Raw genomic sequence first — 26859 nt, 5'->3', positions numbered from 1 at the left:
GTCAAAACGAGCGGCTTGCGATGGCGGTTCCGGCGGCGTGGCCCGAGGACCACGCCCATTGGAAGTTGTATCCACCCAACCATCCGGTGACATCCACCGCTTCACCAACTGCATAGAGGCCGGGGACATCCCTGGCCTCCATCGTTTTTGAGGACAGCTCATCTGTATCGATCCCGCCCAGCGTGACCTCGGCCGTGCGGTAGCCTTCGGTGCCCGATGGGGTCAGTTGCCAGTTGGACAGGGCGGAGCTCAGATCGCTGAGCGCCGCATCAGACTGGTCGGCCAGATTGCCATGCATTGGCATCTGTTGGCTGAGGTAATCGACCAGTCGCGCGGGCAAGTGGCGCGCCAGTTCTGTGGTCAAATCCTTGCGCCCAGCGCTTTGGCGTTGATCCCGCAGCAGGTCGAACAAAGGCAGATCGGGGATCAGGTTCACGCAGATCGCCTCACCCTCGCGCCAGTAGGATGAGAGTTGCAGAACCGACGGCCCGCTAAGGCCGCGATGAGTGAACAGAAGCGCTTCGTCAAAACTGGTACGCTCGTTTGACAATCGTGTTGGCAGCGACACGCCTGAGAGGTCTTTGAACTTCCCATCTGAGAACGTGAACGGGACCAGCGCGGCGCGGGTTTCAGTCATTCGCAACCCGAATTGCAGGGCGATATCATAGGCCAGCCCTGTCGCGCCCATTTTGGGGATTGACTTGCCGCCTGTGGCCAGAACCAGATTGGAGCAAGTCAGGCTTTGGCGCTGTCCTTCGCGTTCGACCTCCAGTGTGAAGCCCCTTTCAGTCTTGCGCAGGTCCTTCAGCTCGGTCCGCACCCACAGCTCTGCTCCGGTACGCGTCATCTCATCCAGCAGCATCTGGATGATCTGCCTCGAGGATCCGTCGCAGAACAGTTGCCCCAGTGTTTTCTCATGCCATGCGATTTTGTGGCGCACGACCAGATCGACGAAATCCCATTGCGTATACCGCGCCAGAGCGGATTTACAGAAATGTGGGTTCTGCGACAGGAATTTTCCCGGTCCCGCATACATGTTGGTGAAATTGCAGCGCCCGCCGCCAGAAATGCGGATTTTCTCACCCGGCGCTTTCGCGTGATCGATCACCAATACGCGTCCGCCGCAATGGGCGGCGCACATCATGCCGGCCGCTCCGGCCCCAAGGATGATCGTGTCGTAGGTCATGGGTGGGGGGATGGCTTGGATTGAGCCAGAACGCAAGAGCGCGCCATCGTCTCGTTCAAGGTGCAATCCCGCGCCGGAAATCCGCATTGCCAGTTGCCGGACGCACTGTCATCCTGCGGTAATAACTTACCTGCTTAGAAGGAACAGTTCATGCAATTCCCGGATTTTATGGTGGCCTTTCCAAAACTCGACGTTCCTTTCCCCGAAGATGTGGTGCAGACGGCGGTAATTCGCTCGGATGCGGGGCTGGTGGCGTTTTTTACCTTTCTTAAGGAAATGGAGCTTCCGCTTCATTCTCATGGCGCGCAGTGGGGTACAGTTATTGAAGGTGAGATTGAACTGACAATCGGAGATCAGACAAAAACCTACCGTCCTGGTGAAAGCTACTCGATCCCAGCCGGGGTCGAACACGGAGGCCGGATCAAGGCAGGTACGCGCGTGATTGATGTCTTTGAGGAACCGGACCGGTATCCGATCAAAGCGTAGCGCACTTTCATATCTCTGGGGCTGATCGAATTCCGCTTATGCCCCTCATTTCCCTAGCCCAATCCCCAAAATCCCTGTACACTTCGACCCAGACCCCGAAAACGGGGCGTTAACGAGGCAGTAAGTGGCGGTATCTCATGACTGAGATGGTGTATGGCGCGGTCCAAGACCAGCGCGGCGAACCGATTCTACCAAAGTGGTGGCGCACGATTGATCGCTGGACGATGTCCTGCGTTCTGATCCTGTTTGTCATCGGGCTATTGTTGGGGTTGGCGTCCTCGCCGCCACTGGCTGGGCGCAACGGCTTCGATCCGTTTCACTATGTTGAACGTCAGGTGCTGTTCGGTGGGCTGGCGCTGATTGCGATGTTGCTGACCTCGATGATGTCGCCGACTTTGGTGCGCCGTCTGGCGGTGCTGGGCTTTCTGGGGGCGTTTGTTGCGCTCGCCTTTCTGCCGATTTTTGGCACGGATTTCGGCAAAGGGGCAGTACGTTGGTACTCGCTCGGCTTTGCCTCGTTGCAACCGTCCGAGTTTCTCAAGCCCGGATTTGTGGTCGTCGCAGCCTGGTTGCTGGCCGCCTCTCAAGAGATCAATGGCCCTCCGGGGCGGTTGTGGTCCTTTGCGCTGTGTATGGCGATTGTCGGCATGCTGGTGATGCAGCCTGATTTCGGGCAAGCTTGCCTTATCCTTTTTGGTTGGGGCGTGATGTATTTTGTGGCAGGCGCCCCCATGCTGCTGTTGGTTGGCATGGCGGGTGTGGTCATTCTGGCGGGGATGTTCGCCTATTCCAACTCGGACCATTTCGCGCGTCGTATTGACGGATTTTTGAATCAAGAGGTCGATCCGACCACTCAGCTTGGCTATGCCACCAATGCTATCCGCGAGGGCGGTTTGTTTGGCGTCGGCGTGGGGGAGGGGCAGGTCAAATGGTCTCTGCCGGATGCGCATACAGATTTCATCATCGCCGTGGCGGCCGAGGAATATGGGCTGATCCTGGTGCTGATCATCATCGCGCTTTATTCGATCATCGTGGTGCGCTCGCTGCTGAGGTTGATGCGTGAACGGGATATGTTCATCCGCTTGGCGGGAACTGGCCTGGCCTGCATGTTTGGTGTCCAGGCGATAATCAATATGGGTGTTGCGGTGCGACTGCTGCCTGCCAAGGGTATGACGCTGCCTTTTGTCAGCTACGGCGGCTCGTCCCTGATCGCTGGCGGCATCGCCATCGGCATGTTGCTGGCCTTCACCCGAACCCGCCCGCAAGGCGAACTGGGCGATATTCTGCGCGGACGAAGCTGATGGGCAAACCCTACCTTCTGATTGCGGCGGGCGGCACCGGGGGCCATATGTTCCCGGCGCAAGCCCTGGCTGAGGCGATGTTGCACAAAGGTTGGCGGGTGCGCCTGTCTACCGATGCCCGTGGGGCCCGCTATACCGGTGGCTTCCCGCACACGACCGAGATTGTCGAAGCCTCCTCGGCCACTTTCGCGCGAGGCGGTTTAGCGGCTAAGGCACTGGTCGGCCCTAAGATTGTTGGTGGCGTCGCCAGCATGGCGTTTCAGATGATGCGGGACAAACCGGACGTGGTCGTGGGCTTCGGCGGATATCCCTCGATCCCGGCGCTGGGTGCGGCGGTGATGCTGAAACTCCCGCGCATGATCCATGAGCAAAACGGGGTGCTGGGCCGGGTGAACCAGCTGTTTGCCACGCGCGTTTCACAAGTGGCCTGCGGTGTCTGGCCGACGGACCTGCCCGAAGGCGCGCAGGGCATCCATACCGGCAACCCCGTCCGGGCCGCAGTGTTGGAACGGGCGGGTGCGCCCTATATCCCACCCGGCGAATATCCGATGTCGGTTCTGGTGATGGGCGGCTCTCAGGGCGCCCGTATTCTCAGCGATGTGGTGCCCGAAGCGATTGCCGCTCTACCTGAATTCCTGCGCGGGTTCATCCGCGTTTCGCACCAGGCCCGGGACGAGGATGGCGCGCGCGTCACGGCCTTCTACGCCGATCACGGTATTCGCGCCGATGTGCAACCGTTCTTTGACGACGTTCCGCGACGGATGTCGGATGCGCAGCTTGTCATCAGCCGTTCGGGCGCGTCGAGCGTGGCCGACATCTCGGTCATCGGTCGCCCGTCGATCCTGATCCCTTTCGCCGCCGCCGCAGGCGATCATCAAACCGCCAACGCCCGAGGGCTGGTGCAGGCGGGCGGGGCGATCATGATCCCTGAAAAGGCACTTGACGTTCCCTCACTGACCGAGCAAATGACCACGGTTTTGACCAACCCCGAAGCCGCACAGAAAATGGCCCATGCCGCCCTCTCGACAGGTGCCCCCGACGCTACTGAGCGTCTGGTCGCGCTTGTCGAGCAACTGGCGCAGAAGGAGACCACATGAACCCCGCAACCAAACTGCCGCAGGACGTAGGACCGATCCATTTCGTTGGGATTGGAGGGATCGGGATGTCGGGCATCGCCGAGGTGTTGCTGAACCTTGGCTACCGGGTGCAGGGGTCGGATCTAAAGGCTTCGAAGATCACGGATCGGTTGGCGTCTCTGGGGGCCGAGATATTCGTGGGTCAAAAGGCCGAAAACCTGCAAAACGCCGCCGTGGTTGTCACCTCGACCGCGATCAAACCGGGCAACCCGGAACTGGATGAGGCGCGCGCGCAAGGTCTTCCTGTCGTTCGCCGCGCGGATATGTTGGCCGAACTGATGCGCCTGCGTTCGAACATCGCTATTGCCGGGACGCATGGCAAAACCACCACGACCACGATGATGGCCGAACTGATGGTCGCGGGTGATTTTGACCCTACGGTCATCAATGGCGGGATCATCCACGCCTATGGCTCGAACGCGCGGATGGGGCAGGGCGAATGGATGGTGGTCGAGGCCGACGAATCCGACGGCTCGTTCAACCGTCTGCCCGCAACCATCGCCATCGTCACCAATATCGACCCCGAGCATATGGAGCATTGGGGCGATTTCGATAGGCTGCGCGACGGGTTTTATGAGTTCGTTTCGAACCTGCCGTTCTACGGCCTAGCCGTTTGCTGCACGGATCATGCCGAAGTGCAGGCTCTCGTCGGGCGTATCACTGACCGCCGCGTGCGCACTTACGGGTTCAACGCGCAAGCCGATGTGCGCGCCGAAAACCTGACCTACAAAGGCGGCGTCGCCCATTTCGACATCCATCTACAATACGAAGACAACGTGATCGAGGACTGTACTCTGCCGATGCCAGGCGATCACAACGTCTCAAACGCGTTGTCTGCCGTGGCTGTTGCCCGCCATCTGGGCATGAAAACCACTGAAATCCGCGAGGCGCTGGCCAATTTCGGCGGCGTGAACCGGCGTTTCACCAAGGTCGGAGAGATTGATGGCGTCACCATCATCGACGATTACGGCCATCACCCGGTGGAAATCGCTGCGGTGCTGAAAGCTGCGCGTCAGGCGACTGAGGGACGCGTGATTGCCGTACACCAGCCGCACCGCTATTCCCGTCTGTCCAATCTGTTCGATGATTTCTGCACCTGTTTCAACGACGCGGATGTGGTTGCGATTGCCGATATCTTCGCGGCCGGTGAAGATCCGATCGAAGGGGCCTCGCGCGATGATCTGGTGCAGGGGCTGATCCGCCATGGGCATCGGCATGCTCGTGCGTTGCTGGACGAGGGCGATCTTGAACGCCTCGTGCGCGAACAGGCGCGTCCGGGGGATATGGTCGTCTGCCTTGGCGCCGGTACGATCAGCGCATGGGCGAATGGGCTGCCTGAGAGACTGCAAAGAAAACAAGCAGTTTGAAGGCATTCCTCATTTGCAGCACAACCTGAAAGTGTGGTAGGTTAACCTTAGTTACCGCGGGTGCTCGGAAGGGGCGCATGGACTATTCGATGATCTTTGCTGCGATCTGGGTGATCTGCGCCACCATTGTGGCGTTGTTGCCTATGCGGCTGCAATTCCCTCCGGGTGTCACCCTGCTGATCTGCGCGCCGATCCTGATTGTCTGGCTGGGCTATGATCATGGCTGGTTCTGGTCGGCTCTCGCCTTCGGAGGTTTCGCCTCAATGTTCCGCAACCCGATCCGCTACTACTGGCGCAAATGGGTGCGCGGGGAGGTAATGGAATGAGCTGGTCGCTTGCTCTGGCCGCCCTCTGGGGCCTGGCCGCCAACCTGTTAGCCATGATCCCCAGCAAGGACAACCACTGGACGCGCGCCTATGTATTGATCGCTGTGGGCATTCCGATTTTGGGCTATGTTACCTATGAGAACGGCCCATGGATCGGGTTGTTGGTTTTGGCTGCGGGCATGTCCATGCTGCGCTGGCCGGTGATCTATCTGGGTCGCTGGATCCGTCGACGCATTTGATAGCTGAGTTTCGGATACAGGTTGCCATATCCCTTTGAATCCGCGATCTAGCGTTCATGAGAACACTTCCTGCGCCGCGTGGCAAACTGTCTAAAAATCGTAACCTTAACGACCTGACATGGCTCCGCGTTGGTGGCCCTGCAGACTTTCTGTTCCAGCCTGCCGATCTTGAGGATTTGCAGGCCTTCCTGCGCGAGCTACCCGAAGATGTGCCGATATTTCCCATGGGTGTTGGGTCTAACCTGATCGTGCGCGACGGTGGCTTGCGTGCGGTCGTGATCCGGTTGGGGCGTGACTTCAACGGGATTTCGATCGAAGGCTCGACCGTCACGGCTGGTGCCGCTGCGCTGGACGCTCATGTGGCGCGTAAGGCGGCAGATGGGGGTGTTGATCTGACATTCCTTCGCACGATCCCCGGATCGATAGGCGGGGCGGTTCGGATGAATGCGGGGTGCTACGGCAGCTATACGGCGGACGTCCTTCGCAAAGCCACGATCGTCACGCGGCAGGGTGAGTTGATAGACCTCACCGCCGCCGACTTGAATTTCCGCTATCGCCAATCCGACCTGCCTGAAGGGGCTGTTCTGGTGTCTGCCACATTCGAAGGACCCAAGGGCGACCCGGCAGAGCTGCACGCCCGAATGGAGGCGCAGCTGAAAAAACGTGACGAAACCCAACCCACCAAGGACCGCAGCGCAGGATCGACCTTTCGCAATCCGGCGGGGTTTTCCTCGACCGGAAAGGCGGATGACGTACATGACCTCAAGGCATGGAAGGTGATCGACGATGCCGGGATGCGTGGCGCAACCAAAGGCGGCGCGCAGATGAGCCCGAAGCATTCGAATTTCCTGATCAACACTGGTGACGCCACTGCGGCTGATCTGGAAGGTCTAGGTGAAGAGGTGCGAAAAAAGGTTTACGAAACAAGCGGCATCACGCTAGAGTGGGAAATCATGCGGGTCGGTGATCCGCTGACAGAATAAAGCCCCAACCGTCAGACCAAAACAGGCAAATTCAGGCGACGGATCAAAGGCATAAACACAGTACGGACCATTACATAAGGTCCGGGGACATTGAGGCGCACATTGGGTATGTCGAGCAGGACAAACCCCAAAGTGGCGGTATTGATGGGCGGCCCCTCGGCGGAACGCGAGGTGTCTCTCAGCTCTGGGCGCGAATGCGCAGCCGCCCTTGTGGGAGAAGGCATTGACGTGGTCGAGCTGGACGCAGGTCCGGACCTCTATGCGCGCCTGATTGAGATCAAGCCGGATGTGGTTTTCAACGCCCTGCATGGACGCTGGGGCGAAGATGGCTGTGTGCAGGGGCTGCTGGAGTGGATGCAAATCCCATACACGCATTCCGGCGTTTTGGCCTCGGCCCTGGCAATGGACAAGCAGCGCAGCAAAGAGGCGTTTCGCATTAGCGGCCTGCCCATTGCATGCAGCATCATCGTACCTAAGCGGGATGTGATGGCCGATCACGTGATGGCGCCACCTTATGTGGTCAAGCCGAACAACGAGGGCTCCAGCGTCGGTATTTATCTGGTGCATGAGGATACAAACGGCCCGCCTCAGCTATCCGACGACATGCCGGATGAGGTGATGGTCGAGCAATATGTGGCCGGTCGAGAGCTGACGGTGACCGTGATGGGCGATCGTGCCCTGACCGTGACCGAGATCATGACCGATGGTTGGTACGACTATGACGCCAAGTATAAGCCTGGCGGCTCGTGGCACGTTCTACCAGCCGAGATTCCCGTAGAAATTTTTGACCTGTGCATGGACTACGCGCTGCGCGCCCATAACGTACTGGGCTGCAAAGGCGTCAGTCGGACCGATTTCCGTTGGGATGACACCAAAGGCGCTGATGGTCTGGCGCTGCTGGAAACCAATACTCAGCCGGGGATGACTCCTACCTCGCTTGTCCCCGAACAGGGTGAGTATTGCGGCATGACATTCGGCCAGCTGTGCGCCTGGATGGTGGAGGACGCCTCATGCGACCGCTAAGCGCCACCCGCGCGCCGGTGATCCACCGGACCAAGCCCGTTGCAGGGCCGGATGCGGGTTTCGACTCTGCAGATACAGAAACGCATGAGGTGGACCCCGTCTTGCGCCTGCGCGGAGCGCGGTTGTTTGGGCGTACTTCGCGCGGCTCGGACCCGGCGCCTTCGCGGCTGAGCTACCGATTTCAGCGCTGGATGCTGACGCCTGGCATTCGATTGGGTGTCAAGCTGGGCTTGCCGATTTGTGCGGTCGTCGCGGGTGTTGGGCTTTACTTTGCTTCTGCCGAACGGCGCGAGGCGGTCAGCACCTACATTGTCGAAATCCGCACCTCGATTCAGGAACGTCCGGAATTTATGGTCAACCTAATGGCCATCGATGGTGCGGGATCAGGCCTTGCTGAGGATATCCGCGAGGTCGTGCCGCTGGATTTCCCGATCAGTTCCTGGGATCTGGATGTCGAGCAGATGCGCGACACGATCATCGGGTTGGACCCGGTGAAAACGGCTACCGTGCGCATCCGGCCCGGCGGTGTATTGCAGGTCGATGTGATCGAACGCCAGCCCGTCATTGTCTGGCGCACCCGGAGCGGCATTGAACTGCTGGATGAAACCGGAGTTCATGTCGACCAGATCTCCTCGCGCAAAGATCACGTTGATCTGCCACTGATCGCAGGCGAGGGCGCGGATTTGCACGTTGCAGAAGCGTTGGAGATTTTTCAGACCGCGCGCAGCCTGGGCACGCGGGTGCGTGGGCTTGTGCGCATGGGCGAACGGCGCTGGGATCTGGTTCTGGATCGCGGGCAGCGCATCATGTTGCCGACCGAGCGTCCGGTGCGCGCGCTGGAACGGGTATTGGCCGTCAATGAAGTGCAAGATCTTTTGGAACGCGATGTCGCTATCGTCGACATGCGCCTCGGGCAGCGTCCCACGGTCAGAATGACCAAAGCCGCCAGCGAAGACTGGTGGAACACAAAAACAGACGTGAGTAGCGGGCAGTAACGACCATGATGACCGATCTTTATCAGTCCCAACGCGCCATGCGGCAGATGCGCAGACAAGCGATGCAGCGGGGTGTCATTGCCATTCTGGATGTGGGCAGTTCCAAGATTGCCTGTTTGGTGCTGCGCTTTGACGGAACCGGTCGCCTAAACGAGGATAACACGATCGGATCCATGGCTGGTCAGACCGGGTTCCGCGTCATCGGTGCGGCCACAACGCGTTCGCGGGGTGTGCAGTTCGGCGAAGTTACCGCGATGCAGGAAACCGAACGCGCCATTCGGACCGCCCTGCAAGCGGCGCAGAAAATGGCCGATATTCGCGTCGACCATGTGATCGCCTGTTTCTCGGGTGCAAACCCGCGCTCTTACGGGCTGGACGCTCAGGTTGATCTGGAAGGCCAGCTGGTGACCGAGGCCGAAGTGGGCCGCGTACTTAACGCTTGTGACGTTCCGGATTACGGGGCAGGGCGCGAGGTGCTGCATGCACAGCCTGTGAACTTTGCGTTGGATAACCGATCAGGCCTGATCGATCCGCGTGGGCAACTGGGTCAAAGCCTAGCCGTTGACATGCACATGCTGACTGTTGATGCGGTTGCTATCCAGAACATCGTGCGCTGTATCAAGCGTTGTGATCTGGAATTGGCCGGTATTGCGAACTCGGCCTATGTGTCGGGCGTTTCGGCGCTGGTCGAGGACGAGCAGGAGCTGGGTGCCGCCTGTATCGATATGGGCGGTGGTACGACCAGCGTGTCGATCTTCATGAAGAAACACATGATCTATGCCGATTGCGTGCGCATGGGTGGGGATCACGTGACCGCTGATATCTCAATGGGGTTGGGCGTACCGGCGGCCGTGGCTGAGCGGATCAAAACCTTCAATGGTGGTGTTCATGCAACCGGTGCCGATGACCGCGATCTGATCGATATCGGGGGAGATACTGGCGATTGGGAGCATGATCGCCGCACGGTCAGCCGGGCCGAATTGATTGGCATTATGCGCCCCCGTGTTGAAGAAATTCTGGAAGAGGTCCGCGTGCGTCTGGATGCAGCAGGCTTTGAGCATATGCCGAGCCAGCAGATCGTTCTGACTGGTGGCGGTAGTCAGATCATGGGGCTGGATGGATTGGCGACGCGCATCCTGGGTCAACGCGTGCGTTTGGGCCGCCCGCTGCGCGTTCATGGTCTGCCGCAATCGGCCACCGGACCGGGCTTCTCGTCTGCCGTGGGGCTCAGCTTGTTTGCGGCCCATCCGCAGGACGAATGGTGGGATTTCGAAATTCCTGTAGACACCTATGCCGCGCGCCCGTTCAAACGCGCCGTCCGGTGGTTCCGTGACAATTGGTAGAGTTCTCGGCCTTACCACTCTGACGCTGTGGTCGGGCGATGCCGTGGCGCAAACCCGGATCACGCCCGAAGCCTTTCTGGATGCTGTTGTCGGTAAAACCGTCATGTTCTACGAGATTCGCAGCGGCGATCTGGTCGGGACCGAGGAGTTTCTGAATCACCGAACCTCTGTCTGGCGGGAAGAAGGCCGCGGCTGCGTCTATGGTCAGATCACCACGCCGAACGGTCAGATTTGTTTTCTGTATGACAATGACGCGGACGGGGTGCCGGTCTGTTGGTGGCCGTTTTTGTATCAGGACCGGCTGATGGTGCGACTGGCCTCATTGTCGGATGGGGAAATACAGGAAACGCGAAACATCTCGGAGAAGGGTTTGAACTGTCCGAATGCGCCCACCAGCTAAAGAAACCGGTTGCAGCGCAGGCATTTATCCATAAAGATATCCACAAGGCCCGTCAGAGGCCCGGCGGCAGGACCATGAGCAGTTTTCCGCCCTGTGAAATCCGGGAAAGCAACCCGCACGTGAGCCGAAAAGGTATCGCGCTCATTTCGCCTGTCTTGTGGCGTGCTTAAGTCAGTCCGCTAGATTTCGCGGGTGGCGCGAAATACCGCCGGGTAGCGCCTTACTTCCTCCATATTTTGTGGGAATTCGCGATTTTTAGCGTGACCTTTGCGCATCACAACGATAGAATCGAACAAGGATAGGTAAGAAAAACACCGCTTTGGCGGAACAAAAATACAGGCGGACAGAGCATGACATTGAACCTTTCGATGCCCGGGCACGACGAACTGAAGCCTCGGATTACAGTATTTGGTGTTGGCGGTGCGGGTGGCAACGCAGTCAACAACATGATTGAAAAGCAGTTGGACGGCGTTGATTTCGTAGTTGCCAACACCGACGCGCAGGCGCTGCAGCAAAGCCATTCTTCGGCGCGCGTGCAGTTGGGTGTGAAAGTCACCGAAGGTCTGGGGGCTGGAGCCCGCCCAACCGTTGGCGCAGCCGCCGCAGAAGAAAGCATCGAGCAGATCGTCGATCATCTGGCAGGCGCGCATATGTGCTTTATCACCGCCGGTATGGGCGGCGGCACCGGTACGGGTGCTGCGCCGATCATAGCGCAAGCTGCTCGGGAACTGGGCGTGCTGACCGTTGGTGTAGTTACCAAGCCCTTCCAGTTCGAAGGGGCCAAGCGGATGCGTCAGGCCGAAGATGGCGTTGAAGCGCTGCAACAGGTCGTCGACACATTGATCATCATTCCGAACCAGAACCTGTTCCGGTTGGCCAACGAAAAAACCACCTTCACCGAGGCATTCTCGATGGCTGATGACGTTCTGTACCAGGGCGTCAAAGGTGTGACCGACCTGATGGTGCGCCCGGGCCTGATCAACCTCGACTTCGCGGACGTGCGCGCCGTGATGGACGAGATGGGCAAGGCGATGATGGGCACGGGCGAGGCAACTGGCGAAGATCGCGCCATTCAGGCCGCCGAAAAGGCGATTGCCAACCCGCTGCTGGACGAAATCAGCCTCAAGGGCGCCAAGGGCGTGCTGATCAACATCACTGGCTCGCATGACCTGACGCTGTTCGAACTGGACGAGGCCGCCAACCGTATTCGCGAGGAAGTGGACCCAGAGGCCAACATCATCGTCGGCTCGACCCTGGATACGGCCATGGAAGGCGGTATGCGCGTTTCGGTTGTTGCGACCGGGATCGATGCCACGGAAAAAACCAGCGATGTGCCGGTCGCGCGCCGTTCGATGTCGGAGCCGCTGACCCGCACCGTATCTGCAGAAGAACCGACACCTGAGGCAGCGCCTGTTGCTGCTGAGGTTGCTGAACCTGCGCCTGAAATCGTGGAAAACCGTGAGCCGACGTTGTTCGAAACCACCGAAGACCCGGCAACCCGGTTCCAGCCGCAGGATCAGCAGGAGGATGACGGCCTGCCTCCGCCAGCATATCAGCCTCGGGTCGCCGAGTTTGAACCGCAGCCGGAGCATTTCGAACAGACCCCCGAAAGCTATGTTGCGCCGCAGCCGGAACCCGCGGGAACACCTTCGCCAGAAGCGCTGCAGCGGTTGCAGGCCGCTGTCCAGAACGTGCCTTCTTCGGCGCAGCGTCTGACGGCAACCCGGCCACAGGAACCGGCGCCTCAGGTGCAGGCAGAAACCGAGGAACGCTCGCGCTTTGGCTTCAACCGATTGATCGATCGGATGACTGGACATGCGGCAGACACACCGTCTCAGCCAGCCCGTCAGCAGCCCGCGATGCGCCAGGTTGACGCGACGGCACCTGCGCATGAAGAGGCCGACCCCGATCAGGATCGGATCGAAATTCCTGCTTTCCTGCGCCGTCAGGCCAACTGATCGCGGTAACAAAATGAATGCAAAGGGTCGCCTTCCGGCGATCCTTTTTTCTTTGTTAACAGATGGATATAGGGGGATAAGCAGGGTTTTGCCGATCTGTCACATCCATGTTTCATTCAGTTACAAAGAGTGAGTTGAGCATAGACCCGTGCTTCCTTAACTGAGTGGCCAACACAGCTGTAACAGGCTGGACACCACTCGCTGAGGCCCAATTTGCAACATACGCTCAAATCTCCGGTTACCTTTAACGGCGTCGGACTGCATGGCGGTCAGCCTGTCGTTATGGTTCTGAAACCCGCTGCGGCAGGTCATGGAATCTGGTTCAAGCGGACGGATATTGAGCTTGGCAATGCATTGATCCCCGCGATCTATGACGTGGTCGAGCGGACACCGCTCTGCACCCGTCTGGTGAACGATGCGGGTGTATCGGTTTCTACCGTGGAACATATCATGGCCGCACTTGCGGGCTGTGGTGTTCACAACGCGCTGATCGAGATTGACGGCCCCGAGGTTCCGATCATGGATGGCTCGTCGATTGATTTCGTGCGCGGCATCATGGCCAAGGGCGTGCGCCGTCAGGCCAGCCCGGTTCTGGCTTACGAAGTGCTCAAGCCCGTTACTGCGTCCCGCGAAGGTGCAAGTGCAACGATTGCGCCTGCGGATGGTCTGATCATCGATTTTCACATCGACTTTGAAGATGACGCAATCGGAAATCAGACCAAGACACTGGACATGCGCAATGGCTCGTTTGTACGTGAGCTGAGCGATTGCCGCACTTTCTGTCGCCGTATTGATGTCGAGACAATGCGCGAGAATGGATTGGCCTTGGGTGGTACACTTGAAAATGCAGTGGTGGTGCAGGGCGAAGAGGTGCTGACACCAGGCGGTTTCCGCCACGCGGATGAGGCCGTGCGTCACAAGATGCTGGACGCTCTGGGTGATCTGTATCTGGCCGGCGGGCCGATTCTGGGCCATTTCACCGGCGACAAGTCCGGTCATTCTATGACCAACACGCTGTTGCGGAAGCTGTTTGAAACGCCGGGCGCTGTGCGTCCGATCTTGTGCACCCCTGAACAGGCAGCACGGCTGCCTGGGCAAGGTCTGGTTCAGGAAGAGATTCCGGCGGTGGCCTGAGCCGCTCACCTTTGACGACATTTGCGACAGAGGGTGCATAAGGCGTTTTGCACCGGAAATATCTATGCTAGACCATGGCTCAATTCGGGGCGAACCCCGGTAAGTAAGATGACAAGGATGGGCGGTATGGTTGGCAGCAAAGCGGCAGTCAGGTTCGCAGGTGCGATTCTTCTGGCAGCAGTTTTGACGGCATGCGGCAACAGGGGCGCAGACCGCGATCAAAACCTCGAAGGCTTCACGCCCGAGCAGATCTATACCCGTGGTGAGTATGAACTGTCGCAGAATCGCTCGGATGATGCGGCTTGGTATTTCTCGGAGGTTGAGCGTCTTTATCCCTATTCTGACTGGGCAAAACGCGCGCTAATCATGCAGGCGTTTTCGTTCCATTCCGACAAGAATTATGAAGAAAGCCGTGCCGCTGCGCAGCGCTACATCGATTTCTATCCTACCGATGAAGATGCCGCCTATGCGCAGTATCTGCTGGCGCTCAGCTATTATGATCAGATCGACGAAGTGGGCCGCGATCAGGGTCTGACCTTTCAGGCGCTGCAAGCGCTTCGAACGGTGATCGAAGTCTATCCTGACAGCGAATACGCGACCTCGGCGGTGCTGAAATTCGATCTGGCCTTCGATCATCTGGCGGGCAAGGAAATGGAGATCGGGCGCTACTACCTGCGTCAGGATCACTATGTCGCGGCCATCAACCGATTCCGCGTTGTGGTTGAGGATTTCCAGACAACTTCTCATACAGCCGAAGCCCTGTATCGTCTGGTCGAGGCCTATTTGTCTCTGGGTCTGTTTGATGAGGCGCAGACCGCGGGCGCGATCCTTGGGTACAACTACCAGTCCTCGGAATGGTATGACGATGCCTACAAGCTGTTGACCTCGCGCGGGTTGGACCTGAAGAGCCGCGGCAACAACTGGCTCAGCCAGATCTATCGTCAGACGATCAAGGGCCAGTGGTTGTAAGCTGGTGACGGGCAGGGGATGCTAACACCCGATGCTGCGTGCCTTAGATATCCGTGACATGTTGATCATCGACCGGCTGGAATTGACCTTCCAGCCGGGACTGAACGCGCTGACCGGTGAGACCGGGGCGGGCAAGTCGATCCTTCTGGATTCGCTGGGGTTTGTTCTGGGTTGGCGCGGTCGGGCCGAACTGGTACGGCAGGGGGCTGCGCAAGGTGAGGTCGTGGCCGAATTCGAGCTGCCCGAAGGCCATCCCGCGCACGAGGTTTTGGCCGAGGCTGGACTGCCGGGTGGAGAGGAGTTGATCCTGCGCCGTGTCAACACTGCCGAAGGCCGTAAGACCGCCTGGGTCAATGACCGCCGCTGTTCCGGTGAAGTTCTGCGCGCCTTGTCCGAGACTCTGGTCGAGCTTCACGGCCAGCACGATGATCGCGGATTGCTGAACCCGCGTGGGCATCGCCTGCTGTTGGACAACTACGCTCAGGTCTCGGAGCAACTAGCCGCAGTGCGCCGCGCATGGTCCGAAATGTCGCGCAGCCGTAAAGCGCTGGCCGAGACCGAGGCGGCGCTGGCTGAGATGCGGGCCGAAGAAGATTTCCTGCGCCATTCCGTTGCCGAACTGGACAAGCTGGACCCTCAACCGGGTGAAGATGCTGAATTGGACGCCCGCCGCCGCATGATGCAGGGGGCTGAACGCATCCGCGATGATGTCGCCCGGGCCTTTGACCTGCTGGGTGGCGACGGGGCCGAAGGGGCGATGTCGGATGCGATGCGCTGGCTGGAGGGTGTTTCGGACAATGCAGGCGGGCAGTTGGAAGGGCCAATCAGTGCTTTAGGCCGCGCGCTGATCGAGCTAGGCGAAGCGCAGGATGGCGTGAACGCCTGCCTTCAGGCGCTGGATTTCAACCCGGCAGAGCTGGAAGCAGCTGAGGAGCGCCTGTTTGCGATCCGCGCACTTGCCAGAAAGCATGATGTCGCCCCGGATGACCTGGGGGCCTTTGCGAATACCCTGCGGGATCGGCTGGGTCGTTTGGATGCAGGCGATGCCGATCTGGCCGATCGACGCGCATCAGTCGAGGCCGCGCAGGCCGCTTACAACGCCGAGGCTGCGACCCTCAGTGCGGCCCGTCAAAAAGCCGCCGGTCAATTGGATGCAGCGGTGATGGCCGAGCTTGCGCCGCTCAAAATGGAACGCGCCGTGTTCCAGACCGAAATCACCACAGCGGACCCGGGTCCCGAAGGTATCGACGCGGTTGCCTTTACCGTGGCCACGAACCCCGGCGCGCCATCGGGTCCATTGAACAAGATCGCTTCTGGCGGCGAGCTCAGCCGCTTTCTGCTGGCGCTCAAGGTCTGTCTGTCTGGCGATGACAGTGCGCGCACCATGATTTTTGATGAGATTGACCGGGGCGTCGGGGGCGCCACCGCCGATGCGGTTGGCCGCCGGTTGGCGGCGTTGGCGCAAGGAGGGCAGGTTCTGGTCGTGACTCACTCACCTCAGGTGGCCGCACGGGCAGCACACCACTGGCGGGTGCAGAAACAGGTCAGCGACGGGCAGACGCTGTCTACCGTTGTACCGCTGGCCGAAGGTGACCGTGTGGACGAAATTGCCCGGATGGTTTCGGGCGATACGATCACCGACGAAGCGCGGGCCGCCGCACGTGCGCTGTTGAAGGCGTGATGTATTGGCGCCGCCTTCTTTGTTCTGCCATGCTTTTATATGACCACCCCTTGGCTTACTAAGGGTTAAGTGACGAGCCCCGAAGGCAGATGACTCAATCAACCTATACCGTACTGCGCAACCAGCTGAATCAGGCCATCGCCGCGATCAAGGATGCCTTTTGGGTGATGCGCCGACGCGGGCCCAGTCAAATACAGTTCTGGTTCATCGCTTTGGTGATCGGGATTGCCGCCGGGTTCATGGCCTTGGGTTTCCGTAAGGCGATCCAGTTTTTACAGGCCTATTTGTACGACACAGATGATATCCTGCTGCTGCACAGCCATGCTGAGAAACTGCCGTGGTACATGGTTCTGATCATCCCGATCCTGGGCGGTTTGCTGGTTGGCGTGATCCTGAACTGGTTCACTGATGATGGCCGTGTACGGTCGGTTGCGGATGTGATCGAAGGTGCCGCGATCACGGATGGCCGGGTCGAGACGAAGGCAGGTATAGCGTCCTTCTTTGCCTCACTGATCACGCTCAGCTCAGGCGGTTCGACCGGTCGAGAAGGGCCGGTTGTGCATATGGCCGGAGTTATTTCGACATGGGTCAGCAACCGTATTCATGCGGATGGGATCACAGGCAGGGATCTGTTGGGATGCGCCGTTGCCGCTGCTGTCTCGGCCAGCTTTAACGCGCCCATTGCTGGGGCTTTGTTCGCGCTTGAGGTCGTGCTGCGCCATTTCGCGGTTCACGCCTTTGCGCCCATCGTCATTGCCTCGGTCGCAGGAACGGTGATCAACCGGCTGGCCTATGGGGATGTGACCCAATTCGCGCTGGATACGCCGGGGTCCCTGAAGTTCTATGTGGAGCTGCCCGCCTTTCTGATCCTTGGCCTGATCTGCGGTCTCGTTGCTTTGGTATTGATGCGGTCAATCTTTTTTGCCGAAGACATCGGCACCCACGTCCAGAACCGCCTGTCCTTGCCGGGATGGCTGCGTCCGGCGGTGTCGGGGGCGATGCTGGGCGTTTTGGCCATCTGGTTTCCGCATATTATCGGTGTCGGCTATGAAACCACGATCCGTGCGTTGACTGGTGATCTGGTTCTGACGACCGCTATCTTGCTGGCCGTGATCAAAACCATCGCGGTGGCCATCACCATGGGTGGTCGCATGGGCGGCGGGGTATTTTCGCCCTCTTTGATGATCGGGGCGTTGACAGGGTTGGCCTTCGGCTTGATTGCAACGGGGTTGCTGCCGGACGTGTCGGGAACCCACACGCTTTATGCGTTTGCAGGGATGGGAGCGGTTGCAGCTGCGGTACTGGGCGCACCAATTTCGACCACGTTGATCGTGTTTGAACTGACCGGAGACTGGCAGATCGGTTTGGCGGTGATGGTTTCGGTTTCGATGTCGACGGCGCTGGCATCTCGTTTGGTGGACCGGTCTTTCTTCCTGACTCAGTTGGAGCGCCGAAATGTGCATCTGGCCGCTGGCCCGCAAGCTTATCTGCTTGCCATGCTGCGCGCCGGGGCAGTGATGCGGCCAATCGGCGACGCGCGCTCGATTACGGCAGATGAGGCGCAAGAACTGATCGCGCGGGGCCTCTGCGTCAAAGCGAGCGCCACACTGGAAGCCGCCATGCCTTATTTCGACCGGGAAGACATTCCTTGTATTCCGGTGATCTTGTTAGAAGAGGACGGGTCAGAAACCCCGATCGGCGCGCTCTATCATGTCGATGCGCTCAAGGCCTACAACAGGGCGTTGGCGGCCACAGCGGCCGAGGAACATTCCTAGCCATCATAGACGCTGGCAGCGTCACCCAGATAGTTATCCCAGGCAAACCAATAAGAGATATGCCCGGCGACGCGCGGCAGTTGCGCGCCATCTGGTCCGGTTAACATCTCTTCGGACAGTGTCCATTTGCGTCCTGTCTCATCCACCAGTCCACCGTCAGAGGCTTTGAATCTGTGCCCCGCCCGCTCATAAGCCCGCACGGTTCGGCGATCCGGGTTTCCGATCAGAACCAGAGGGCGGTTCGCAATTGCATCATTGATCACACGGGTGCGGCTGAACGCGTCCAAAGGCCATGCCCGCGCAGCACCGAACTGACGGATCGTGAAGATGTAGTCCTTTTGTCGGTGCTGGGATTGATCGACCTGCGCGGGGAACATCAGTTCGGGCGAGGCGAAATACTCGCGGTAGACCACGCCAGACCCATAGTTTCGGCGATGCCCAGTATCCAGCGACAGTACGCGGGTACCAGGATGCGAGGTCTTCCAGTTGTCCCAGGTCGTGATCACCACCGGTCGCTGCTTCAACTCAATCCCGCTATCAACCAATGGGCCGACCACGGGTTTGCCGGTGTATTGGTTCCACAGCGAGTGTGTCTCGCGGTCAAACATTAGTTTGTTTGACCGGTAGAGGAAGCCAGAGGAGCCAAAGACAAACGGTTTGCGCCGACCCGCAACCTGCGTTTCAAACAAAATGCCCGACCCGCACAAGGTACAATAGGCAAGTGCGACCGGAACTCCTCCGATCACTTCGTTGAACATTTCATGCCATCCCATGATCCGCAGCGGATAGGCGCGTACATCCCCGTTGATCGAGACGCCAAAGACCAGATCGTCACCCTTGAGGTAGCTGGCATCAGCCGCCGACAGGAGGGTTGGATTGTCCAATGAAGGGATACCGTCTTTGTAAACCCCACCCCAGGCGATCTCTTCCAGCCTGATTTTCATCCGATCCCGTGCCAGGTATTCGGGCCTGAGGAACAGATCAAAGTTTTGGTCGAGGCCTAGCAGAACCTCACGCTTGAAGGGGATCAGCGATGGGTGCGGGATCAGCTGCGGATTCCGCTCTTGCCAGAGCATCCAATCAAACCAGTCTGTACCTAGCTTTTGCCCGCTGAGGGTTTCCATCACCTCCGAGATTTCATCCCGCCGCCGATCCCCGTATCGCATCGCAGTCAGCAGGGCAGGCACCACATCCGGCTTTCTGCGCTGCGTCAGATAGGCCATCTGTGTCTCAAACTCGGTTCGACCGGAATAAAGCGTGCTGCGCAGTGCCTGCAGGACCGGGTCCTGCTGCGCCCAAAGCACGCGTGGTGCCAGCGCGCTGAAACTCAGCCCCCCAACAAAGCTGCGGCGTGAAACTGACATGGCATCCTCCACTTCTGCTTGGCCATATTCTGACCGCTGTCGCGCTCACATTCACGCAACAGATGCGTGAGCTTGCAGAAACCTGTGTCAGAGGTATCTGAACTCGGCAGTTGCAATGCCTCGCCGGGCCTGAAAAACATGGTACGTCTGTTTGCAATCCATTTCTGTCATGCCTTCCAATCCAGCCTCTGCGCGTCTGCTATTCCTGTTGCTACTGTTTTGCGGCACGATCTGCAGTTCGATGATTGTGCCTTTCATGGGCTTTTTTCTGGTTGACGGATTGGGGTACGAGCCCTGGGTGATCAGCGTGTATTCTGTTCTGGCGCTCAGCCTGACCCTGTTCGCGAACAGGCAGTTTGCGCGACGCATTGATGGTGGTGCGCACGTCTTTCCGCTTGTAGGGATTGCCATCGCAGGATTCCTTGTGGCCACTTTGACGCTGTCTGCTTTGCCGACCATCTGGATGGTCATGACCATTGGCGCGGTGGGCTTTGGCATCGGGTCTAGCGCCGTGTCGACCATGTTCAGCCTTGGCGGCAGCATGGCTGAACGGCATGAGATCGCGCGGAGCCGATTTAATGCATATATGCGCGCGACAACATCCACTGCCTGGATGATCGGCCCTGCCGTGAGTTTTCTGATCGCCGATCAGATTGGTTTGCGCGCAGTCTTTGTTCTCTCTTTCATCGTCGCCTTGATCTGGCTGACATTGTGGTGGACGACGCTGCCTCGTGATATCGCCGCCGGAGTCAAAGAAATTCCGGGCAGCGATGTTGCGCAAGCTTCAGCGTCGCGCCAGTTGTGGCTTGCGACAGGTTTTGTGTTCTGCCTGTCGCTTGCGCATTCGCTGACATTCACCTCGCTGCCGGTCTTCTATGTGCAAGAGGTCGGTTTGCCTGGCTACGCACCGGGCCTGGCATTCAGTATCAAAACCTTTGTCGAAGTGTTTGCGATCTTCAGCACACCGTTGATCATAGTTAGGTTCGGAATGCGTCCGGCTCTGATCGCCACCACTTTGCTGGCGGTGATCACCATACAACTCCTTGCGGCGGTTCAGACCTTTCCGCAAATGCTGGGTGCCGCTGCACTGGAAGGGTTGTACTATGGCCTCTACGCCAGCCTGGGCATCAGCTATGTGCAGTCATTCGCAACCGACCGTCCCGCACGGGCTACGGCCATGTACTGGAACACCCTCATGATTACAGGTCTTCTGGCCGGTCCAGTCGTTGGGCTTATCGCTCAGGTCTACGATTTCCGAACGGTTGTGCATACCGCCTCGGTGGTCGCGCTCATCGCAGCTATCATATTGGTTGCAAGCAGACCCTCAAGGCCAGCCTAGATCATCTGGAAAGCGACAGGTACTCAGCGTCGGGGATTGCGCGATCTATTGCTTTAGATCTGCTCCACCTTCACCGACTCCACCGGATAGAACGCGATGTAGTCTTTGATCTTTGCTACGCCGGGGATCGGGCTCTCATAGCTCCACGCGGCATTTTCGGTGACCGATGACTTGTTGACGATCGAGAAATGGGTTGCATCCCCTTTGTGCGGGCAATGTGTGACCTTGTCCGTTTGGTCCAGAAAAGCCATCGCGATGTCGGACCGAGGGAAATAGATTACGGGTTCCAGATCGCCTTCCAGCAGAACCAGAGCATTGTTCGTTTCGCCTAGAATGGCACCGCCTGATCGGACGCTCCACTTGCCATCAGCTTTCTCGATTGTGATCTCTGTCATTTCTTGCCTTTCCCTCAGCGTCGCGTGGGGCTCTCCTGTGCCCGTTCTATGTAACAGTCCGGTGTCAGACCGGCGCGGTTGCGGCATCCAACCACAGTTGAGCGTCAGGGCCCAGCCTTGGTCGGATTTTTTCCGCAACGTCGTGGTGATAGGCGTTGAGCCAGCTGCGTTCGGCGGCGGTTAGCATGTCCACCACGATCAGCCGGCGGTCAATAGGCACATAGGTCAGAGTGCGCCAATGCAGCATCTCGCGTTCATCATCGCCACCAGGCAGGGCTGGGGCATCTTCGACGACGACTAGATTTTCGATGCGTATGCCAAAGGCCCCTTCGCGATAGTATCCCGGTTCGTTGGACAAGATCATCCCGGGTTTCAGGGGCACATGGCTGACGCGTGACAAACGCTGCGGGCCCTCATGGACGCTGAGATACGCGCCCACACCATGGCCAACGCCGTGATTGAAATCCTGCCCGGCCAGCCACAGTGGCGCCCGTGCGATACACTCAATGTCGCGCCCAGCCAAACCGACAGGCCAGCGCAACATCGAGAGGTTGATCATGCCTTTCAGAACACGGGTGAAACATGCTTTTTCGTCGTCACCCGCCTCACCAATGGCGATGGTTCGGGTGATGTCAGTCGTACCGTCCAGATACTGCCCACCGCTGTCCAGAACCAGCAGGTGGCCATTCTGCAGCCGACTGTCAGTCTCTTCGGTCACTCGGTAGTGCATGATGGCGCCATTCGGGCCGGTGCCTGAAATCGTATCGAATGAGATATCCTGTAGCGCATTGTCTTTGCGTCGGTTATGTTCCAGCCGGGTCACGACCTGCGTTTCGGTCACGCTGCCGGGCTGTTGCGCATCCAGCCAACACAGGGTCTCGACAACTGCGACCGCATCGCGCAGATGCGCCTCGGCGCTGCCTGCAATCTCGGCGGGGTTTTTGCAGGCCTTAGGTAGGGCGCAGGGGTCGCCACCATCGACCATCTTGTCGCCCAGCATATCTGCCACGATCTGCGGCACCGTGCCTGCGTCGACCTGAACACGCCCGTCCAACTTCTGAACTGCATCCAGAAAATCAACAGGGTCATGGATCGAAACCTCATCACCAAGATGATCGCGCACCTCGACAAGTTTCTGCGCGGCCATGAACAAATCCACCTGGCCTGCGGCGTGCAAAATTGCGAAACCATGAGCAACCGGATTATAGGCGATATCAGAGCCGCGAATGTTCAGCAGCCACATGATCGAATCCGGCAGCGTGATCAGCGCTGCCGTACACCCTGCGTCCTGTACCCCACTCGCCAATCGCGTGATCTTGTCACGCGCGGCTTCTCCCGCAAACTCTAACGGGTGTGCTTTGACCGGGTTCATCGGTGAGGCAGGCTGGTTCTCCCATACCCGGTCGACCAGATTGTCGGAGCGCACCAGTTCGATGCCACTGCCTTCGAGCTCCTTTTCCGCAGCGGAAACTTGGCCCGCCGCGTGCAGCCAGGGGTCAAAGCCTACCTTTCCACCATGCGGCAATTGCTCTTTCAGCCAGGCGCTCAGGCTGACATCCGGCCATGGGACAGGTGTATAAACATCCGCGACCTGCGCCTTGACCTGTGTGCGATATCGCCCATCGATGAACACACCCGCCGCATCCCCGAGCGCGACGCAAAATCCGGCCGAGCCAGTAAAGCCGGTCAACCAGGCCAGACGTTCATCCCGAGGCGCTACGTATTCACCTTGATGCGCATCCGCGCGGGGAATCAGAAACCCATCCAGCCCGGCACGCTCTAACTCGGCCCGAAGCGCAGCCAATCTCGGAGGTCCCTGTTCCGGGCGCGCAGTGACTTTGAAACTCTGGAACATGAGGGCCTCTTGCAGCTGTCGAATTTCGGTGAAACCTGAGACCTGTCGCGAGAAATGTCCAGCGTCATTGCGGGTTAGTCGTTGTCGGACAGAAAATCTGTCAAGGTGCGCAGATAGGTGTCGTAGACATCATTGCCGGGCAGCGGAATAATGTTTGCGGTTTCCAGCACGACCAGCGACGCGTCGGGAATACCAGCAGCCAGCTTGCGCGCTTCGGACAGGGGATGCACCGCACAATTCCGGCCATGCAGGATCAAGGTCGGGCATTTCACCTCAGACAACAAGTGGAGTACCGATGCGGTATTGCCGCAATCGCGCTGATGTAGTTTCTGCTCGACCGAGTAGAGGGACTGCAACTCGCCCACCATCTCGCGCACGGTTTCCAGGGGGCCGTCCGGGAAATAGCTGAGCAACGAGCCCACCGCATAGCCGCTACCGCGCTCATCCCAGCCTTCAATAATCAGATTGCGAATTGAATCCGGCCCGACGACGCCTTCTCGGTGATCGCGCCCTTCGGCCCAGCCTCCGATGATGACCAGTTTGCTGACACGTTGGGGATATCGGGTCGCAAATCTTAATGCCGAAAACAAACCGCCAAATTCCGAGACAATCGCGAAGCTTCCAAAGCCTGCTGCCTTGGTGATCGCCAAAATATCCTCGACGACACCATCGTAGTCTGTGTCTTCTGGATCGTCCCAGCCACTTTGATGATGTTTGTTGTATCGTAACAGAGTGAACTTGGCCTCCATGGCCTTCAGATAGGCCCTTTCCGACGGCAGCCGCCATTCTGCTTCGATGTCGTAGACAACCGATCCGACACGCAACACTGGAGGGCCGGAACCTGCTACTGAAAAAGCAATCGCCTGACCGTTGCTACCCTTGACATAGCGCAGAGTGCGGGTCTGCGCCGGCTCACTTTGGGAAACGATTTGGTCGCACGTAACCTCTGCGGCCAATTGCAGCCCGCGGCGCACGATTGTGCGGATGATCCGTTGCGCCTTGCCGTCATCACCCACGGCACGCCGAGCGGCGGCCACGCGGGCGCTGATGGTGGATTCCGATACAAAGCGCCCGTTCCAGACCCGCGCGACAATCTCATCACGTGCGACCAGTTTGCCGGGGTGTTCGGCCAGAAGCTTCAGCAGATCGAAGACCTGCGGTTCAACAGGCACCGCCTCGCCCTGGCGGGTCAGAACGTGACGATCCACGTCCAGAACACAATCTGCAAATTCATAGCGCATGGGATTAGTACATCCGGTTTTGGGCGGTCTCACAAGCGCCAATGGCAATCCCAAAGGTTTCTTAGGGATTTCTCAATGCGGCCTTCAAGCGCTCAGCTTAGCTGGGTGGCAAAATGACAATCAACATCAGGAGATTTCAACATGTTGCCACCCTTTGACACAGCGCTTCTTCAGCACCAACCGACACGCTACCAAATGCGCAACGCTGCTGCCCGAACCAAGAGGTCGCGCCGACCGTTCCTGCAGAGCATTTTCGCCTTTTTAACAGGCTTCTGGACTCTTCCGACGCAGCAAGCCTAGCTTGCTTTCTTCATTCCCATCACGCGGGCACGGGCGCGAGGATCGCTGTCAAACAGCGCGGCCAACTGTTCAGTCATCGCGCCTGCCAATTGCTCGACATCGGTGATGGTCACCGCGCGGTCGTAGTAGCGGGTTACATCATGGCCGATACCGATGGCCAGCAGTTCGACCATCTTGCGCTTTTCCACCATCGCAATCACATCGCGCAGGTGTTTTTCCAAATAATTCGCCGGGTTCACGCTGAGCGTTGAATCATCGACCGGCGCACCATCCGAGATCACCATCAGGATCTTGCGCTGCTCGCGCCGGGCCAGCATGCGGCGATGGGCCCATTCCAGTGCCTCACCGTCGATGTTTTCCTTCAGCAAGCCCTCTTTCATCATCAGGCCCAGATTGGCTCGTGCACGCCGCCAGGGCGCATCGGCTCCTTTGTAGATGATGTGACGCAGGTCGTTCAGGCGACCGGGTTGCTGCGGACGGCCATCGTTCAGCCACGCCTCGCGCGCCTGTCCGCCTTTCCACGCCCGCGTGGTAAAGCCCAGAATTTCGACCTTCACATTGCAGCGCTCTAGCGTACGGGCCAGAACATCCGCACAAACTGCCGCGATCGAGATCGGGCGTCCGCGCATCGACCCAGAATTGTCCAGCAACAACGTCACCACCGTGTCCCGGAATTCAGTGTCTTTTTCGACCTTGAAGCTCAGCGGGGTGGTCGGGTTTGCAACCACACGGGCCAGACGACCAGCATCCAGAATACCCTCTTCGCGGTCAAACTCCCAAGACCGGTTCTGTTGCGCCTGCAAACGGCGCTGCAGCTTGTTGGCCAGTCGGCTGACCGCGCCTTTCAACTGATCCAGTTGTTGATCCAGATAGGCGCGCAGCCGTTCTAGTTCGGCCGGTTCTGCCAGGTCTTCGGCCGCAATCTCTTCGTCATGCGTGTTCAGGTAGACCTTGTAGTCCGGATCAGCCTCGGAGGCAGGCGGCGGGGCAGGCGGCTCCAGCGGGGCCTCGCCATCTGGCATCTCGGCCTCATCCGACATCTCTTCGTCGGCCATCTCGTCCATCGAGACCTGTGCCTGAGACTGGTCCTGCTGTTCTTCCTGCGTCTGCTCGGGCGTGGCGTCCGCGTCTTGTTCGTCCTGATCATCCTGCCCGGTGCTGTCGGGATCGGGCTGTTCTTCGGCGTCTTCCTCGGCCTGATCTTCCTGCTCGTCGTCCAGCTCATCCGGGTCATCGCCCAACTGATCGCCGTATCCCAGATCCTTGATCACCTGCCGGGTGAATTTGGCGAACTCGGCCTGATCCGAAAGGATGTCATCGAGGTTTTCCAGCGTTCCGCCCGCCTGTTCCTCGATAAACCCGCGCCACAGGTTCATGACATTCTCAGCCGCAGGCGGCAGATCGCGCCCCGTGGCCAGATGCCGGATCAGGTATCCCGCGGCCACGGACAAAGGCGCCTCGGCCGGTTGTTTGCACTGATCATATCCGCGCCGCAGCGCTTCATGGCCGATTTTCACATCGATGTTCGACGCCGTGCCGGGCATGTCCCGCGCACCCATCGCCTCGCACCGCGCGGTTTCCATCGCTTCATAGAGGTCGCGCGCCATATCGCCCGGAGGGGCATAACGCGCATGGGTCGCGTCGTCATGATAGCGGCGTTGCAAGGCCAGGGCATCCGCTGTACCCCGCGCCAGTAGAACCTCTTCGCGGGTCATCCGGCGCGAGACTTGCGGCAACCGCATCGATTCACCCGACAGGCCCGACGGATCGACGGTGTAACTCACCGACAGTTCCGGATCATCGGCCATGACCTTGGTAGCCTCGGCCAAGGCCTTCTTGAACGGATCAGCGGGATTGTCGTTGGGTTTGCTCATTTCTTGTCCTGATCCCCAAACATGCAGCTCATATTAGTCATTTTAACCAGGCCCAAGATAGCGCTGCTATTGCAGGTTTGATCCAATGGCGGGCGAACACTCAGCCAAGGCTCGCCCTCTAACATGACTAGGCTGTCTGCAAAGATAACGACAGCGTTCTCATAATGCATGCTCCAACTTCGATCATCG

23 protein-coding genes are annotated in these 26859 nt (G+C 58.9%); 17 read left to right on the top strand and 6 right to left on the bottom strand.

Annotated features, from left to right (window positions below; genetic code table 11):
* Nucleotide 1: 1 nt before the first annotated feature.
* Entirely contained in the window at nucleotides 2-1186 is a 1185-nt protein-coding gene (locus ACR0EL_RS06295) for a BaiN/RdsA family NAD(P)/FAD-dependent oxidoreductase (protein WP_480498920.1), read from the bottom strand.
* A 150-nt stretch (nucleotides 1187-1336) separates the two neighbouring features.
* On the opposite strand from ACR0EL_RS06295, the gene ACR0EL_RS06290 reads away from it, so the two are divergent.
* The 16 genes from ACR0EL_RS06290 (at nucleotide 1337) to ACR0EL_RS06215 (ending at nucleotide 18302) form a co-directional block, all read left to right on the top strand.
* Nucleotides 1337-1672 (top strand): cupin domain-containing protein, encoded by a 336-nt coding sequence (locus tag ACR0EL_RS06290; RefSeq protein WP_480498919.1) that lies wholly within the window; start codon nucleotides 1337-1339, stop codon nucleotides 1670-1672.
* A 137-nt stretch (nucleotides 1673-1809) separates the two neighbouring features.
* On the top strand, nucleotides 1810-2973 hold the full coding sequence (ftsW, locus tag ACR0EL_RS06285) for a putative lipid II flippase FtsW (RefSeq protein WP_480498918.1): 1164 nt from the start codon (nucleotides 1810-1812) through the stop codon (nucleotides 2971-2973).
* Complete coding sequence (locus ACR0EL_RS06280) at nucleotides 2973-4070, top strand: UDP-N-acetylglucosamine--N-acetylmuramyl-(pentapeptide) pyrophosphoryl-undecaprenol N-acetylglucosamine transferase (protein ID WP_480498917.1); 1098 nt, start codon at nucleotides 2973-2975, stop codon at nucleotides 4068-4070. Before ftsW ends, ACR0EL_RS06280 begins: the two co-directional genes overlap by 1 nt.
* A complete protein-coding gene (gene murC, locus ACR0EL_RS06275) occupies nucleotides 4067-5476 on the top strand; it encodes a UDP-N-acetylmuramate--L-alanine ligase (protein WP_480498916.1) in 1410 nt (469 codons plus the stop codon). Before ACR0EL_RS06280 ends, murC begins: the two co-directional genes overlap by 4 nt.
* Nucleotides 5477-5553: 77 nt before the next feature.
* Complete coding sequence (locus tag ACR0EL_RS06270) at nucleotides 5554-5802, top strand: DUF2484 family protein (protein ID WP_480498915.1); 249 nt, start codon at nucleotides 5554-5556, stop codon at nucleotides 5800-5802.
* Nucleotides 5799-6041: a DUF2484 family protein gene (locus ACR0EL_RS06265; RefSeq protein WP_480498914.1), complete on the top strand. Its 243-nt coding sequence runs from the start codon at nucleotides 5799-5801 to the stop codon at nucleotides 6039-6041. The genes ACR0EL_RS06270 and ACR0EL_RS06265 overlap by 4 nt, the downstream gene beginning before the upstream one ends.
* Before the next feature lie 56 nt (nucleotides 6042-6097).
* The gene (gene murB / locus ACR0EL_RS06260) at nucleotides 6098-7024 is read left to right on the top strand and encodes a UDP-N-acetylmuramate dehydrogenase (RefSeq protein ID WP_480498913.1); all 927 of its coding nucleotides are present in this window, start codon (nucleotides 6098-6100) and stop codon (nucleotides 7022-7024) included.
* A 102-nt stretch (nucleotides 7025-7126) separates the two neighbouring features.
* Nucleotides 7127-8047 carry a D-alanine--D-alanine ligase gene (locus ACR0EL_RS06255; RefSeq protein ID WP_480499009.1) on the top strand — a complete coding sequence of 307 codons (921 nt, stop codon included), beginning with the start codon at nucleotides 7127-7129 and terminating at the stop codon, nucleotides 8045-8047.
* On the top strand, nucleotides 8035-9042 hold the full coding sequence (locus ACR0EL_RS06250; RefSeq protein WP_480498912.1) for a cell division protein FtsQ/DivIB: 1008 nt from the start codon (nucleotides 8035-8037) through the stop codon (nucleotides 9040-9042). The genes ACR0EL_RS06255 and ACR0EL_RS06250 overlap by 13 nt, the downstream gene beginning before the upstream one ends.
* Before the next feature lie 8 nt (nucleotides 9043-9050).
* Nucleotides 9051-10385 (top strand): cell division protein FtsA, encoded by a 1335-nt coding sequence (gene ftsA, locus ACR0EL_RS06245; RefSeq protein WP_170533075.1) that lies wholly within the window; start codon nucleotides 9051-9053, stop codon nucleotides 10383-10385.
* Nucleotides 10372-10785: a hypothetical protein gene (locus ACR0EL_RS06240; RefSeq protein WP_480498911.1), complete on the top strand. Its 414-nt coding sequence runs from the start codon at nucleotides 10372-10374 to the stop codon at nucleotides 10783-10785. Before ftsA ends, ACR0EL_RS06240 begins: the two co-directional genes overlap by 14 nt.
* Nucleotides 10786-11135: 350 nt before the next feature.
* The gene (gene ftsZ, locus ACR0EL_RS06235) at nucleotides 11136-12743 is read left to right on the top strand and encodes a cell division protein FtsZ (protein ID WP_480498910.1); all 1608 of its coding nucleotides are present in this window, start codon (nucleotides 11136-11138) and stop codon (nucleotides 12741-12743) included.
* A 213-nt stretch (nucleotides 12744-12956) separates the two neighbouring features.
* A complete protein-coding gene (gene lpxC / locus ACR0EL_RS06230; protein ID WP_353008221.1) occupies nucleotides 12957-13877 on the top strand; it encodes a UDP-3-O-acyl-N-acetylglucosamine deacetylase in 921 nt (306 codons plus the stop codon).
* Between the two features lie 126 nt (nucleotides 13878-14003).
* Nucleotides 14004-14846: an outer membrane protein assembly factor BamD gene (locus tag ACR0EL_RS06225; RefSeq protein WP_170532154.1), complete on the top strand. Its 843-nt coding sequence runs from the start codon at nucleotides 14004-14006 to the stop codon at nucleotides 14844-14846.
* Nucleotides 14847-14877: 31 nt separating this feature from the next.
* Nucleotides 14878-16527, top strand: a complete 1650-nt coding sequence (recN, locus tag ACR0EL_RS06220; protein ID WP_480498909.1) for a DNA repair protein RecN — start codon at nucleotides 14878-14880, stop codon at nucleotides 16525-16527.
* Nucleotides 16528-16616: 89 nt separating this feature from the next.
* Nucleotides 16617-18302, top strand: a complete 1686-nt coding sequence (locus ACR0EL_RS06215; protein ID WP_480498908.1) for a chloride channel protein — start codon at nucleotides 16617-16619, stop codon at nucleotides 18300-18302.
* On the opposite strand, the gene ACR0EL_RS06210 is transcribed toward ACR0EL_RS06215, so the two are convergent.
* Entirely contained in the window at nucleotides 18299-19666 is a 1368-nt protein-coding gene (locus ACR0EL_RS06210) for a DUF3179 domain-containing protein (protein ID WP_480498907.1), read from the bottom strand. The two genes, ACR0EL_RS06215 and ACR0EL_RS06210, sit on opposite strands and share 4 nt — an antisense overlap.
* Before the next feature lie 256 nt (nucleotides 19667-19922).
* Between ACR0EL_RS06210 and ACR0EL_RS06205 the strand changes: the two genes are divergently transcribed.
* On the top strand, nucleotides 19923-21005 hold the full coding sequence (locus ACR0EL_RS06205; RefSeq protein WP_480498906.1) for an MFS transporter: 1083 nt from the start codon (nucleotides 19923-19925) through the stop codon (nucleotides 21003-21005).
* Nucleotides 21006-21058: 53 nt separating this feature from the next.
* On the opposite strand, the gene ACR0EL_RS06200 is transcribed toward ACR0EL_RS06205, so the two are convergent.
* The 4 genes from ACR0EL_RS06200 to cobT form a co-directional block, all read right to left on the bottom strand.
* Nucleotides 21059-21400, bottom strand: a complete 342-nt coding sequence (locus ACR0EL_RS06200; RefSeq protein ID WP_480498905.1) for a DUF427 domain-containing protein — start codon at nucleotides 21398-21400, stop codon at nucleotides 21059-21061.
* Between the two features lie 64 nt (nucleotides 21401-21464).
* Entirely contained in the window at nucleotides 21465-23255 is a 1791-nt protein-coding gene (locus ACR0EL_RS06195) for an aminopeptidase P family protein (protein ID WP_480498904.1), read from the bottom strand.
* Nucleotides 23256-23329: 74 nt separating this feature from the next.
* Nucleotides 23330-24496 carry an alpha/beta hydrolase gene (locus ACR0EL_RS06190; RefSeq protein WP_480498903.1) on the bottom strand — a complete coding sequence of 389 codons (1167 nt, stop codon included), beginning with the start codon at nucleotides 24494-24496 and terminating at the stop codon, nucleotides 23330-23332.
* A 296-nt stretch (nucleotides 24497-24792) separates the two neighbouring features.
* A complete protein-coding gene (gene cobT / locus ACR0EL_RS06185) occupies nucleotides 24793-26670 on the bottom strand; it encodes a cobaltochelatase subunit CobT (RefSeq protein ID WP_480498902.1) in 1878 nt (625 codons plus the stop codon).
* Nucleotides 26671-26859 lie beyond the last annotated feature (189 nt).

This window comes from Ruegeria sp. AH12, assembly GCF_056541465.1.
This window is presented reverse-complemented; position numbering and strand designations above follow the sequence as displayed.